The organism is Streptomyces sp. VRA16 Mangrove soil, assembly GCF_017377775.1.
Lineage (GTDB): Bacteria > Actinomycetota > Actinomycetes > Streptomycetales > Streptomycetaceae > Streptomyces.
Genome location: NZ_JAFVLN010000017.1, coordinates 188,651 through 203,208 on the forward strand (window position 1 = coordinate 188,651; position 14,558 = coordinate 203,208).

8 protein-coding genes are annotated in these 14,558 nt (G+C 72.2%); 6 read left to right on the top strand and 2 right to left on the bottom strand.

The annotated features are described in order from the left end of the window. Nucleotides 1-138 precede the first annotated feature (138 nt). The 4 genes from J3486_RS35010 (at nucleotide 139) to J3486_RS35025 (ending at nucleotide 6,131) form a co-directional block, all read left to right on the top strand. A complete protein-coding gene (locus J3486_RS35010; RefSeq protein ID WP_207827813.1) occupies nucleotides 139-840 on the top strand; it encodes a hypothetical protein in 702 nt (233 codons plus the stop codon). 535 nt (nucleotides 841-1,375) lie between these two features. Next, entirely contained in the window at nucleotides 1,376-1,702 is a 327-nt protein-coding gene (locus J3486_RS35015; RefSeq protein ID WP_207827814.1) for a hypothetical protein, read from the top strand. A gap of 489 nt (nucleotides 1,703-2,191) precedes the next feature. Next, nucleotides 2,192-4,267 (top strand): M4 family metallopeptidase, encoded by a 2,076-nt coding sequence (locus J3486_RS35020; protein ID WP_207827815.1) that lies wholly within the window; start codon nucleotides 2,192-2,194, stop codon nucleotides 4,265-4,267. A 298-nt stretch (nucleotides 4,268-4,565) separates the two neighbouring features. Next, nucleotides 4,566-6,131, top strand: a complete 1,566-nt coding sequence (locus J3486_RS35025; RefSeq protein WP_207827816.1) for a M4 family metallopeptidase — start codon at nucleotides 4,566-4,568, stop codon at nucleotides 6,129-6,131. 65 nt (nucleotides 6,132-6,196) lie between these two features. On the opposite strand, the gene glgP is transcribed toward J3486_RS35025, so the two are convergent. Continuing rightward, entirely contained in the window at nucleotides 6,197-8,821 is a 2,625-nt protein-coding gene (gene glgP, locus J3486_RS35030; RefSeq protein WP_207827817.1) for an alpha-glucan family phosphorylase, read from the bottom strand. A 229-nt stretch (nucleotides 8,822-9,050) separates the two neighbouring features. Between glgP and J3486_RS35035 the strand changes: the two genes are divergently transcribed. Beyond that, nucleotides 9,051-11,555, top strand: coding sequence for a protein kinase (locus J3486_RS35035; RefSeq protein WP_207827818.1), 2,505 nt, complete (start codon nucleotides 9,051-9,053; stop codon nucleotides 11,553-11,555). 58 nt (nucleotides 11,556-11,613) lie between these two features. Continuing rightward, a complete protein-coding gene (locus J3486_RS35040) occupies nucleotides 11,614-13,953 on the top strand; it encodes a PQQ-binding-like beta-propeller repeat protein (RefSeq protein WP_207827819.1) in 2,340 nt (779 codons plus the stop codon). Here J3486_RS35040 and J3486_RS35045 read toward each other — a convergent pair. Beyond that, nucleotides 13,950-14,525: a hypothetical protein gene (locus J3486_RS35045; RefSeq protein ID WP_229379090.1), complete on the bottom strand. Its 576-nt coding sequence runs from the start codon at nucleotides 14,523-14,525 to the stop codon at nucleotides 13,950-13,952. The genes J3486_RS35040 and J3486_RS35045 overlap by 4 nt on opposite strands. Nucleotides 14,526-14,558: the final 33 nt, after the last annotated feature.

Below are 14,558 nucleotides of genomic sequence, written 5' to 3' on the forward strand. Positions count from 1 at the left end.
AGTCGTCCGATTCGTGGTGCGCATCACACCGCCGGGCTAACAAACAGCCCGGATCCCCACGTCTTACTGGTGACCGCGCAGTGTCGAGGGGGGCCGGTCGTCACAGATGCCCACCCGTTCGAGCTTAAGGAACGTGCCGTGACCAACTCATCCAGGCGGCAGCCGCTGGCCAGGCCCAGCGCCGGGGATCACTTGCAGCCCCGAGAGCGCAAGCAGTGGTGCTGGATCTGCAAGAACGAGTTCAGGATCCGCGCCAAGGTCAGGCGGAACGTAGGGGAGAGTAACGAGACCTGGGTCTTCAACGAACTGCTCCGCAAAGCCCTCAAGGCGCTGGAGGAACAGCAGGTGGGCCTCATCGGCCCGTACATGTGGAAGGCCGCCACGAACGGCATCGCCGACTACCACCGCTCGATGGCCGGGCTGTACGAGCACGAGGTCTCCTACGACGACGAGGAGATCATGGACATGCTCGTCGCCGCCACTGCTCAGGGGGAGGAGGAGCAGGAGCGTGTGCGCGAGCGGGTCGCCGAGCTGACCGCGTGTCTGACCAGGGTCGAGCTGGCATCGGTGCTCCTCGTCGACTCCCACAAGCTCACCTCGAAGGAAGCGGCCGCGGCCATCAACAAGGCCAACGGCCTGACCGAGGAGGACGTGGCGAAGGCCCTCGACCTCGCCGAGGAGGCAAGGCTGGCCGGGGAGACGGTAACAGTCATCAGGGACCCCCTCGGACGTCGCGTCATGACGGACAACAACGTTCGGCAGACCGTGCACCGGGCGCGCAACAAGCTCCGCGGCAACGGGGACGGGATGGGCTTCCTCGGAGTGCCCGCCGTCGACTAGCAGCAGCCTTTGCTTCGGGGGCGGGGGCCGACACCGGCCGGTCACCCGCCCGCCGAAGGTGGGCTGCTGACAGCCGACCAATCGGAGAGTGAGAGGACCCATGTTGAACAGCATCTTCTTCAGCGCGTTGGCCATCGGCAGCGCTGTCGGCAAGTACTTCGCGAAGCTCTGGGATCAACTACTGATCCTCCTCGTTCCCGTGAAGCCGAAAGGAATCAGTCACCGCCGCACCCAGGCGCCGCCTCGGACGAGCACCTTTCTCACCTTGATCAACAGTGCAGCAGTCCAAGGGGACCTGCGGAGGGGACGGGGCGAGTGTGCATAACAGAGCGCACTGAGCTGCTCGTTGACAACGGGGGTGCCGACGAGCCGAGAGCCTCCTGACGCTCGGCAGACGGCGCGGGCCGGAGAACCTAACGAAAGGTTCTCCGGCCCGCGTCTTTCTCTGTACCGGGCCAGAAGGCAACGGCACTGCCCCTCTCTCGCGGCTGGAACCCAGAGAAGGAGCAGGAACTCCCCCGTAAGGACAGTTCCCATGGCGAGCATGATGCAGTCGGGCGACGATGGCCAGAACCTTCTTGTTCCGTCCCCGCAGAACCACGACGAGCTGATCGCCGTCGCACAGTGCCGTCTGAACCAGCAGAAGGCGGAGCTCAAGCGGCTTCGCCACCTTCGCCGCCAAGAGCGGCTTGCGGCGGTGACGCAGCTCCGGAGCCGGGCCGACCTCTTCCGGCTGGGCTCGTTCGCCTTCGCGTCGGCCATGGCGAGCTATGGGCTCGGAGAGCCGGCCGTCGGCCTCGAACTCCTGAAGTTCGCGTTCGCCGTATGGCTCGTCGCGCTGCAATTCCCCCCGCGCGCCTGACTCCTGACCCGGATGCCCCACTCCCCCGGCTGCCCGCCGTGGCAGCCGGAAGCGCCAACCGGGCGAAAACTGGCCACGTACAGATCTCGGGCCGCTGCGGGGGCGGGCTCAGCCGGATCAAAGAAGGCGGCACCGCGAACGCGAACCCCCGGCCGGGTGGGCCCCCCGTCCGCGCCGGAATCCCTGATCCGGATCGCAAATCACGGGGCCACGAACCCCGGCCGCGCCCTCCGGATAACGAACACCCTCTCCCGCCCACCGAACCAATTCCGGCCAACCTGCTGACGCGCTCCTGACAGGAAACGCTTCCGCCTGCCACTCTTCCCCTCGACCGGCGCACAAGTGCCTCACAGGAACACGGACCCTAGGCACCCCGGCCGCGTCACGCACTCCACCCGCACCGCCTGCACTGCGTTCTGCCCGGACGGCCACCCGCCGCCCGTTCCCCACTGGCCGCGCAACCCGCGGTCACGCAGAAGGAGTTCAGCGTTGAGAAGCACTTCCACCTCCCACAGACGCCGCGCCACGGCCGCAGCCGCCGTCGGCGCCGTCACCGCCCTGCTGGCCGTCGCCTTCCAGTCGTCCCCGGCCGCGGCCGAGCACGGCAGCGACCTGAGCGCGGCAGCGGCCCGCGTCACCGCGAACGCGGCGCGCGGCGCCGACCCGGGCGCCCTGCCCGTGAAACTCTCCCCCGCCAAGCGCGCCGAACTGCTGCGCGAGGCGAACGCCGGCAAGGCCGACACCGCCAAGGACCTCGGCCTGACCGGCAAGGAGAAGCTCGTCGTCCGTGACGTGCTCCAGGACCGGGACGGGACCACCCACACCCGGTACGAGCGGACCTACGACGGGCTTCCCGTGCTGGGCGGCGACCTGATCGTCGACACCGCGAAGTCCGGCGCCGAGCAAGGCGTCACCAAGGCGTCGAAGGCGCAGCTCAAGGGCGTGGACACCACGGCGGACGTGAAGGCCGCCACCGCCGAGAAGCAGGCGCTCGGCCTCGCGAAGGCGGACGGGTCGAAGAAGACCGAGGCCGACCGGGCGCCGCGCAAGGTGGTCTGGCTCGGGCAGGGCGCGAAGAAGGGGCAGCCCACGCTCGCGTACGAGACCGTGGTCGGCGGTCTCCAGGACGACGGCACCCCGAACGAACTCCACGTCATCACCGACGCCACCACCGGCAAGAAGCTGCACGAGTGGCAGGCGATCGAGACGGGCACGGGCAACACCGAGTACAGCGGCACCGTCACCCTCGGCACCGCCCAGTCGGGCTCGTCGTACACCCTCAACGACACCACCCGCGGCGGCCACAAGACGTACAACCTGAACCACGGCACGTCCGGCACCGGCACCCTGTACTCCGGTTCGGACGACGTGTGGGGCAACGGCAGCGCCTCCAACACCGAGACCGCTGCCGCCGACGCCCACTACGGTGCCGCGCTGACCTGGGACTACTACAAGAACGTCCAGGGCAGGACCGGTATCCGCGGCGACGGCGTGGGCGCGTACAGCCGGGTCCACTACGGCAACAACTACGTCAACGCGTTCTGGGACGACAGCTGCTTCTGCATGACGTACGGCGACGGCTCCGGCAACGCCGCGCCGCTCACGTCGATCGACGTGGCCGCGCACGAGATGACGCACGGCGTCACCTCCAACACCGCGGGGCTCAACTACTCCGGTGAGTCCGGCGGTCTGAACGAGGCGACCTCCGACATCTTCGCCACCGCCGTCGAGTTCTACGCGAACAACTCCTCCGACGTCGGTGACTACCTCATCGGCGAGAAGATCGACATCAACGGCGACGGCACCCCGCTGCGCTACATGGACAAGCCGAGCAAGGACGGCGCGTCCAAGGACTCCTGGTACTCCGGCATCGGCTCGGTCGACGTGCACTACTCGTCGGGCCCGGCCAACCACCTCTTCTACCTGCTCAGCGAGGGCAGCGGGACGAAGACCATCAACGGGGTCACCTACAACTCGCCGACCTCCGACGGCCTTCCGGTCACCGGCATCGGCCGGGACAAGGCCGCGCTGATCTGGTTCAAGGCGCTCACCACGAAGTTCACCTCGACCACGAACTACGCGGGCGCGCGCACCGGTGCGCTGGCCGCGGCCGGTGAGCTGTACGGGACCACCTCCACCGAGTACAAGGCGGTGCAGGACGCGTTCGCCGCGATCAACGTGGGTGCGCGCTCCGGCGGCACCGACCCGGGCACCGGAAAGACGTTCACCAACGACACCGATGTGGCCATCCCCGACTACCCGGGCGCGGCCGTGACCTCGTCCCTGACCGTCTCCGGCGTCAGCGGGAACGCGCCGTCGACCCTGAAGGTCGGCGTGGACATCATCCACACGTGGAGCGGTGACCTCCAGGTCGACCTGGTGGGCCCGAGCGGGAAGACGTACCGGCTGCACTCGTCCTCGTACGACTCGACCCCCAACATCCAGACGACGTACACGGTCAACGCCTCCACGGAGACCGCGAACGGCACCTGGAAGCTGAAGGTCCAGGACCTCGGCGCGCAGGACACGGGTTACATCAACAGCTTCAAGCTGACGTTCCCGTAAGCGGTACCGCACTTCCCTTGCGGGGCGCGTCGCACCGGTGGTTCAACTCCCCGGTGCGGCGCGCCCGTTCATGCTGCGTTCGCAATCCGTACGGCAGTTGTCGCTCAACGGACGAATTCCAGCCATCCTTCGATCACGTACATGACATCTCCGGTCTTCAACTGCCACAGTTTTCCCGCACGAACCGTACGACTCGCACCACCCGTACGACTGGCACCACCCGTACGACTCGCACCACCCGCATCACCCGCACGGCAAAGCTCACCTCCCCCCACTTCACCTTCAAGGAGCTTTCTTCGTGACCCCCCACATATCCCGTCGCACCACTGTGTCCATCGCCACCGCCGTCGCCGCCGGCGCCCTGCTGACCGGTGCCCTCACCGCCACCGGCGCCGCCGCCCAGCCGTCCGCCCCCTCGGCCACCCCACTGGCCCTGAGCGCCTCGGCCCGCGCGGACCTCATCAAGGACGCGCGCGCCAACACGGCCGAGACGGCGCAGGAGTTGAAGCTCGGTTCCAAGGAGAAGCTCGTCGTCCGTGACGTCGTGAAGGACCGCGACGGCACGACCCACACCCGCTACGAGCGGACCTACGACGGCCTCCCGGTCCTCGGCGGCGACCTCGTCGTCCACGCGTCGAAGTCCGGCGAGCGCGAGGGCGTCACCCGCGCCACGTCGAAGTCGATCGACGTCGCCACCACCGGCGCCTCCCTCGCGGCGGCACCGTCCGGGGCCCGCAAGATCGTCTGGGCGGCGACCGGCACGCCGAGACTCGCCTACGAGAAGGTCGTGAAGTCCACCAAGAAGGACGGCACGCCGAGCCGGCTGCACGTCATCACGGACGCCGCGACCGGCAAGAAGATCACCCAGTTCGACGCGATCATGACCGGCACCGGTACGTCCGAGTACAGCGGCACCGTCGAGATCGGCACGACCAAGTCGGGCTCGTCCTACGCGCTGACCGACGGCACGCGCGGCGGCCACTCCACGTACAACCTGAACCACGGCACGTCCGGCAAGGGCACGCTGTTCACCGACGCCGACGACAAGTGGGGCGACGGCACCGTCAACGACCCGGCGACGGCCGGTGTCGACGCCGCCTACGGCGCGCAGGTCACCTGGGACTTCTACAAGAACGTCTTCGGCCGCAGCGGCATCAACGGCGACGGCAAGGGCGCCTACTCCCGCGTCCACTACGGCAACGCGTACGTCAACGCGTTCTGGGACGACAGCTGCTTCTGCATGACGTACGGCGACGGCTCCGGCAACAAGGACCCGCTGACCGCCATCGACGTGGCCGCGCACGAGATGAGCCACGGCGTCACGTCCGCGACGGCCGGCCTGATCTACTCCGGTGAGTCCGGCGGCCTGAACGAGGCGACGTCCGACATCTTCGGCACCTCGGTCGAGTTCTACGCGAACAACTCCGCCGACCCGGGCGACTACCTCATCGGCGAGAAGATCGACATCAACGGCGACGGCTCGCCGCTGCGCTACATGGACAAGCCCAGCAAGGACGGCGCCTCGCTGGACTCCTGGAAGTCCGGCGCGGGCAACGTCGACGTGCACTACTCGTCCGGCATCGCGAACCACTTCTTCTACCTGCTCAGCGAGGGCAGCGGGAAGAAGACCATCAACGGGGTCGCCTACGACTCCCCGACGGCCGACGGCTCGACGGTCACCGGGATCGGCCGCGACAAGGCCGAGCAGATCTGGTTCAAGGCGCTGACGACGTACTTCACGTCGAGCACCAACTACGCCAAGGCGCGTACGGCGACGCTGAGCGCGGCCTCCGACCTGTACGGGGCGAGCTCGGCGGAGTACAAGGCGGTCGCCGCCGCCTGGACGGCCGTGAACGTCAAGTAGCCGTCCCAGCCACGGTGGTCGGGGCGTCCGCAGTGGTCTGCGGGCGCCCCGGCCGCGTTCCCGGCTCAGCGCATCAGCACCCCGCCCCCTTCGCTCACCTCCTCCGACGGCACCGTCACCAGACCGGTCTCGGCCGGGGACGCGAGCAGCCGGTGCGTGGGCAGGATGCGGACGGTGTAGCCGTACGGGCCGGTGCGGTCGAGGGCGAGCGGGCCCTCGTACGACCAGCGGCCCTCCTCGTCGGGGCCCGCGACCGGCTTCAGCGGGACCGTGGCCGCCTCCGCGATGCGGTCCTCGGCGTCGACGCGGCCCGCGACCGCCTGCACCTCGACGTCCTCGGGGCCCAACTCGCCGAGGGCGACGCGGACATGGAGAAGAAGCGTGGCGCCGAGCTCCGCCGTGTCGGTGGACGCCTCCACGTGGTCGACGGCCACCCGCGGCCAGGCCGTGCGCACCTTGGACTTCCAGCTCGCCAGCTCCCTGGCGGTGTCCGGGGTGAGGGCGCGGTCGGCGCGGGCGGCGGGCGCGTACAGCTTGTCCACGTACTCGCGGACCATGCGGCCCGCGAGGACCTTGGGGCCGAGGTGGGTGAGAGTCTGGCGGACCATCTCGATCCAGCGGTCGGGCAGTCCGTCGGGGCCGTGCTCGTAGAAGCGCGGGGCGACCCGGTTCTCCAGGAGGTCGTAGAGGGCCGCCGCCTCCAGGTCGTCGCGGCGGTGCTCGTCGGTCGCCGTGCCGTCGGCCGTGGGGATCGCCCAGCCGAAGGCCGGCTCGAACCATTCGTCCCACCAGCCGTCCAGGACCGAGAGGTTGAGGCAGCCGTTGAGGGCGGCCTTCATGCCAGACGTGCCGCAGGCCTCCAGCGGGCGCAGCGGATTGTTGAGCCAGATGTCGCAGCCGGGGTAGAGCTTCTGCGCCATCGCCATGCCGTAGTCGGGCAGGAAGACGATGCGGTGGCGCACGCGCGGGTCGTCGGTGAAGCGGACCAGTTCCTGCACCAGGCGTTTGCCGCCGTCGTCGGCCGGGTGCGCCTTGCCGGCGACCACGATCTGGACCGGCCGGTCCGGGTCGAGCAGCAGCCGCATCAGACGGTCGGGGTCGCGCAGCATCAGCGTGAGCCGCTTGTACGAGGGCACGCGGCGCGCGAAGCCGATGGTGAGGACGTCCGGGTCCAACACCCCGTCGATCCAGCCGAGTTCGGCCGATCCCGCGCCGCGCTGGCGCCAGGACGCGGCGAGCCGCTCACGGACCTCCTCCACCAGTTGGGCGCGCAGGGACCGGCGCAGATCCCAGATGTCCTGGTCGGCGATGTCCCCGACGGCGTCCCAGCGGTCCGAGCCGCCGATCGACAGGGCGTCCTCGGTGCGCCGTTCGCCGATCTGGCGGGCGCCGAGCCGGAACACCTCGGGGGCGACCCAGGTGGGCGCGTGCACCCCGTTCGTCACGGAGGTGATCGGGACCTCCTCCGGGTCGAACCCCGGCCACAGGCCCGAGAACATCTCCCGGCTGACGGAGCCGTGCAGGGTCGACACGCCGTTGGCCCGGCCCGCGAGGCGCAGGCCCATCACGGCCATGTTGAAGACGTTCGGGTCGCCGCCCGGGTAGGTCTCCATGCCGAGGCCGAGGATCCGCTCGACGTCGAGGGCGGGCAGCTCGGCGTCCGGGCCGCCGAAGTGCCGGGCGACCAGCTCGCGGTCGAAACGGTCGATGCCGGCCGGGACGGGGGTGTGCGTGGTGAAGACCGTCCCGGCCCTGACCGCCTCGGTCGCCGAGTCGAAGTCGAGCCCCTGCGCGGCGAGTTCACCGATCCGCTCGATGCCGAGGAAGCCCGCGTGGCCCTCGTTCGTGTGGAAGACCTCGGGCGGGGCGTGCCCGGTGATCCGGCAGTACGTGCGCACGGCGCGCACCCCGCCGATGCCGAGCAGCATCTCCTGGAGGAGGCGGTGCTCGCTGCCGCCGCCGTAGAGCCGGTCGGTCACCTCGCGGGCGTGCACGTCGTTCTGCTCGACATCGGAGTCCAGCATCAGCAACGGCACCCGGCCGACCTGGGCCTGCCAGATCCGGGCCAGCAGGCTGCGTCCGCCGGGCAGGGCCAGGGAGATGTGCGCCGGGCTGCCGTCGGGCTCGCACAGCAGGGTCAGCGGCAGCTCGTTGGGATCGGTCACCGGGTACGTCTCCTGCTGCCAGCCGTCCCGGGACAGCGACTGCCGGAAGTATCCGTGCCGGTACAGCAGTCCTACGCCGATCAGCGGGACCCCCAGGTCGCTGGCGGCCTTGAGGTGGTCGCCGGCGAGGATGCCGAGACCGCCCGAGTACTGCGGCAGCGCGGCGGTGATCCCGAACTCGGGCGAGAAGTAGGCGATACAGGCGGGGAGCCGGCCCGGGCCGCCGCCCTGCGTCTGGTACCAGCGGTCGTCGTGGAGATAGCCGCGCAGGTCGTCGGCGACCTCGCTCAGCCGGGCCAGGAAGCCCTCGTCGGCGGCGAGTTCGGCGAGCCGGGCGGTCGGGACGTCGCCGAGCAGCCGCATGGGGTCGCCGTCGGACGCGGCCCAGCGCGCCGGATCGACGAGGGCGAACAGGTCGCGGGTCCCCGGATGCCAGGACCAGCGCAGATTACGGGCCAACTCGTGGAGCGGGGCGAGAGGTTCGGGCAGGACCGGACGGACCGTGAACCGACGGATGGCCTTCACGTGATCACCTCGACGAGTACCGGAGAGTACACAGGGGACACAGCGGGCCGGGCCTGCGCGCGTCCTCGTGCGGCCCGAGAATTCATCCACGACGGTAGTGCGCGATCAGGTTTCGGGCCACGGCGCACGGCGGGGCGCCCGGAACCGGATCCGCCCCCACCACGTGGAACACTGTCGAAAACATTTGTGATGCGGGCGACTTGGGGGGCGGCGGGGGATGCCGGGGCCGTTGTACGAGACATCGCCGCGCGCCGTGGGGCCGTACGTGACATTGGCGCGGCTCGGCGCGGGCGGCATGGGCGAGGTGTTCCTGGCCCGTCCCGAGCGGCTCGTCGCCGGGTACGGGATCGGCGATCTGGTCGCGGTGAAGGTGATCCGCAACGAGGTGGCCCTGGACGCGGACCATCTGCGGCGCTTTCGCCGGGAGGCGCTGGTCGCGCAGTCCGTGCACGACCCCGGTGTGGCCCGGCTCGTGGCGAGTGCGGTGGACGCGGACGCCGGGCCGGTGTGGCTGGCCACCGAGTACGTGCCGGGCCCGACCCTGGCCGGGGCGGTGGGCCGGCACGGGCCGCTGCCCGTCGCCGCGGTGGCCCGGCTCGGGGCGGGGATGGCGCGGGCGCTGGCCGCCGTGCACGCGGCGGGCGCGCTGCATCGTGACGTGAAGCCGGCGAACGTGCTGCTCGGCGCGGACGGCCCCAAGGTCATCGACTTCGGTGTGGCCCGCACCCTGACCGCCACCACGCTCACCGCGACGGGCCGGATCGTCGGCACCCCCGCCTACATGTCGCCCGAGCACATGGCCGGCGGCCGGCACGTGGTGGCGGCGTCGGACGTGTTCTGTCTGGGCTCGGTGCTCGCGTACGCGGCGACCGGCCGCGATCTGTTCGGGGACGGGCCGGTGGCGGCCGTACTGTTCCGGGTGGCGGCGGCCGAAGCCGAACTCGACGCGCTGCCCGACGCGTTGCGCCCCGTGATCGCCGACTGCCTGGCGAAGGACCCGGAGCGGCGGCCCACGGCGCGGGAGCTGGCCGGGCGGCTCGACGCCTTGTGTCCCGCGGGGCAGGCCGCGTGGCCCGAGCCGGTCGTGCGGGCCGTCGCCGACACCCGCGCGGAGGTCTCCCGGCTGTGCGCGACGGGCTCCCCGCTGCTGCCGCTGCCCGAGCCCGCGGCGGATGCCGGTCCCGAGCAGCCGCTGGGCGCCCGGACGCTCGCCCCGCACCAGTTCCCCACCCAGGGCCCGAACCCGCCCGCGCCGCCCGCGGCCCCGCACCCGGCCGCACCGGCCCTGGCCCGCCGCGGCCGGGTGCGGGCGCTCGCGGTGATCGCGGCGGTGGCCGTCGCGGGCGCGGGTGTCGGCGCGTACCTGGCGCTGCGCGGCGGCGGCAGCGCGGACGGCGGCGGTGCGGCCGGGAGCGGTGCGAGCCCCGGGCCGACGACCACCCTGAGCCCCACCCGACTGGTCGCGCAGGCGGGCGTCGACGCGGGCGGCACCGACGACCGCAGCGGCTACGTCCCGCAGTTCACGGCGCAGCGCGCACCGGGCTGGAAGCCGTGGCACGGGCGGCTCGGCGACGCGCCGATGAACTGCGCGGCGGACACCCGCGCCGTGGTGTGCCTGCTGACGAACGGTACGTACGAGGCGGTGTCGGCGGCCGACGGGAAGCGGCTGTGGACCTCGGGCAGCCCTGCGCAGGAGGCGTCCGTCAGCGCCACCGGCACCCTGTTCGTGTCCGGCGACCGGCTGCCGCCCCAGGTGCGGGGCGGGCAGGCCCTGATCGCCTCGGGCGGCCGGCTGCAATTGCGCGACACCCGGACCGGCGCCGTGCGCTGGCAGGCCACGCCGCCCGCGGGGCGCGGCAGGTTCGGCACCCAGGGGCTGCTGGCCGGCGACACGGTGATCGCGACCCTGAGCGGCGGGGAGCTCGGGGTGGAGGCGGACAGCGGCGCCTCGATCCGCGCGTACGACGCCCGTGACGGCCACACCCTGTGGGACAGGACGCTCAGCGACAAGCCCGCCGAGAGCACCGCGGTGGAGGGCGCGTACCGGGCCGTGGCCGTCCTCGACGGGGTGCTCTACGGGCGCACGCCCGACGGGCTGATCTCCGTCGACGTCCGCACCGGCAAGGTGCTCGGCCGGGCCGCCGGGACCACTGCCGCCGGGTGCCGGAACCTGTTCGCGGGCGGCGGCACGATCCGCTGCGACAGCCGGGAGTCCGAGGGCCCCGACGGCTCGGGCGCCACGACGGGGATCCGGGTCGACCGGTACGCGCCCCGCACCCTGGAGCCCGTGAGCCACTCCACGTATCCGCTGGACGAGAAGGTCGCCGATGCCGATGTCCTCGTCACGGCGACCGACCGCCGGTACGCGCTGGCGCAGGACACCGACAGCGGCGAGCTGATCCTCTCCGACCAGCGCACCGGCCGGCAGCTGCAGCGGGTGAAGGCGCCGGTCCGAGGCCCGGGCGTGTCCGCGCCGCTGCTGGCCGACGGGCGCGCGGTCCTCGCCGACCACCACAAGCTGTACGTGATCCCGCTGGACGAGCGACGCGGCCGGCTCGGCACCCCGCGGGCGGTACCGCTGCCCGGGGCGCCCGGCGACCGCGGCGCGCCGCGGGCCACCGACGACGCGGTCCTGATCCGCGACATGATCCGGCGGCCGGAGGTCCTGATGCTGGGCGGGGTGGCGCACGTGGTCTTCGACCGCGGGGCGATCACGTCGGTGCGGCTGCCGTGACGGACGTACGGAAAGCGAACGCAACGGACCCGACGGACGCACAGGAAGCGGAGGCGTCGTGCTGACCCCGTGGCAGGGCCCGGTCCGCCGCATCGGCCCGTACCGGATCATCGGGCGGATCGGCGCGGGCGGCATGGGCGAGGTGTTCCTGGGGCGCCGGGAGGTCACGGGCGGGGTGGTCGCCGGGCCGCTCGTCGCCGTGAAGACCCTGAAGGCCGCGGCCGGGGAGGACGGTGTCGAGGCGGAGTTCAGGACCCGCTTCCGCCGCGAGATCGACGCGGCGCGCACGGTGACGGGACCGCACACGGCGGCGCTGCTCGACGGCGACGCGGACGCCCGGCTCCCCTGGCTGGCCACGGAGTACGTGCCGGGCCCCGCGCTCTCCGACGCCGTGGACCGGTGCGGTCCCCTGGCCGTGCCGGCCGTGCGCTCCCTGGGCGCGGGCCTGGCGCGGGCGCTCGCCGCGGTGCACGACGCGCGCATCCTGCACCGCGATCTCAAGCCGGGCAATGTGCTGCTCACCCCTGACGGGCCGCGCCTGATCGACTTCGGGATCGCGCAGGCCTTCGACGCGACGGCGCTCACCGCGACGGGCCTGCTGATCGGCACGCCCGGCTACATGTCGCCCGAGCATCTGACGGGCAGCCATGCGCTGGTGCCCGCGTCCGACGTGTTCTGCCTGGGCGCGATCCTGTGCTTCGCGGCGAGCGGCCGCGGCCCGTTCGACGACGAGGAACCGGCGTCGGTCCTCTACCGCATCGCGTCCGGCGCCCCCGACCTGTCCGAACTGCCGCCGCTGCTGCACGACGTGGTCTCCCGCTGTCTCGCCCCCGATCCGGCGGACCGCCTCGCGGCGGCGAAGCTTGCCGCCGAGCTGTCGGCGGCGCCGGACGCGCGGGACCCGTACTGGCCCGCCCCCTATCTGTCCCTGTTCGCCGCGCACCGAGAGGCCGTGGAGCGGTGCGAACAGGCGGCGGGCACCGTGCCGTTGGAGGCGGCGTCCACGTCACCGGCGACGGCGCCGCCGCCGCTCGCGGTGCCGTACTCCCCGACCGCGGCGCTCGCCCGCCCGCAGGCCCCGCCGACCGTGCCGGAGCGGCCGCGCCGCCGCCGCTGGTGGATCCCGGTGGCCGCCGTCCTCGCCACGGCGCTCACCGTCACCCTCGCCGCCTTGCTGCCCGGCGACGGGAGCGGCACCCCGCACGCCACGGCGTCCGACCCGGCCGCGGCCGGGTCGCAGCGGCACGAGCCGGCGCCGCTCGCCGTACCGGACGCGAACGCCGCGCACAGCGGCGAGTTCACCGCCGAAGCACTCGGCACCGGGCGGCGGCCGGCGGGCTGGCGGCCGTGGGCGCGCAGCGTCAAGGGCGCGGGCAGGACCGGCGGGTGCACGGCCGGCGCCGGGCTGCTGGTGTGCGGCGACGGGCACGGTGCGGCCCGCGCCCTGGATCTCGCCACCGGCAAGGAGAAGTGGCGGGTGGCGGGCTTCGGCGCGGACCGCACGAGCGACGACCTGTTCCCCGGGACACCGCCGGGCGCCCCGGCGATCGCGCCCGTCACCGACGGCACCCTCTTCTACGTGGCCGCGGCGGCCGGGGTCACGGCCGTGGACGCGGCGACCGGTGACATCAAGTGGCAGTACCAGCGCATGAGTTACACGGGTCTGCGGGCGCTCACGTACGCGCGCGGACGACTGTACGTGGCGAACGTCGACGACCAGGCGTCCGCCGCCGACGAGCTGGTCGAGGTGCAGGCGCTGCGGACGCGCGACGGGCAGCAGATGTGGTCGGGGCATCTGCCGGACGCGCACGGTCCGCTCGTCGTGCGCGGGAAGACGGTCCATCTGACGCTCGCCGACGGCTCCCCGGCCGGCCTGGACACCACCGAAGCGGTGCCCGAGCCCCGGATCCGCCGGGACATCGACTGCACCGGGCTGCTCGCGCACGACGACGCGCTGCTGTGCTGGTCGACGGGGCGGCGCGGAATCGCCGTGCTCGACCCCCGGACGCTCGCGACCCGGCGCACCCTGGCCGGCGCGGTCACCCCGGCCGCAGCGCCCGTGGTCGGCGACCGTGACATCGTCGTCGTACGGGACGGGTCCGGGCGGCTACGGGGCTTCGACTGGCGTACGGGGGAGACCCGTTGGGACGTGCGGGCGCCCGCGTCGACGGCTGCTCTGGCACTCGCCGGAGACCGGGTGTTCGCCGTGGCGCGCCGGGAGATCCGCGCTCTGGACGTCGCGGACGGCTCCACCGGGGGCTCCGTACGGCTGCCCACCGCGTCGGGTCTGAGCCTGGCCCTCGGCCCGCTCACCGAACCGCTCGTCCTGGGCGGCGCCCTGTATCTGTCGACGCAGGGCGGCGCCGCGGGATCGGTGGCGGCGCCGGGCAGGCCCTAGGCGATCGCGGCGCCCGTGCCCCGGGCGCCGCCGATGTAGTCCGTGAGTCCCGCGTCGTCGTACACCGAGATGTCGACGTAGGCGCCCTCGGGGATGTCGAAGTCCTTGGTCACGTAGTCCATGACGGCGTCGGTGCCGGGCGCCGAGTAGGTGCCGAGGTTGTGGCCGGTGCCGCCCGAGGTGTACGAGACCTGCACGTAGAAGGTGTCGCCGTCGTTCTTCGTGTCGTACACCCAGAGCTTCTCGTCGTTCGGGTGGAACTCGACCTTGCCGACGAACGAACCGCCCTGGTTCAGCTCCAGCTTCACCGCGTAGCCGCCCGCGTCGTAGGCGAAGTACGTGTTGTCGAACGGGTCGGTGAGCGTGCCGCCGCTGCACGGGCAGCTGTCCGTGTCGCGGTAGTAGGCGCTGACCGTGGGGTTGGGGCTGTAGGCCTGAGCGGGCGTCGTGGTGGCGGCGAGCGCGCCGGCGGTGGACAGGAGCGCGGCAGCCGCGATGCCGATCCGGCGCCGCCGGCGGCCCGTGGCCGCGGCTGCCGTGGCGTGCGCGGTCGTGCCCGTGCGTGCTCTCATGCGTCCACTCATTCCGGCTTCTCCCCCACTCGG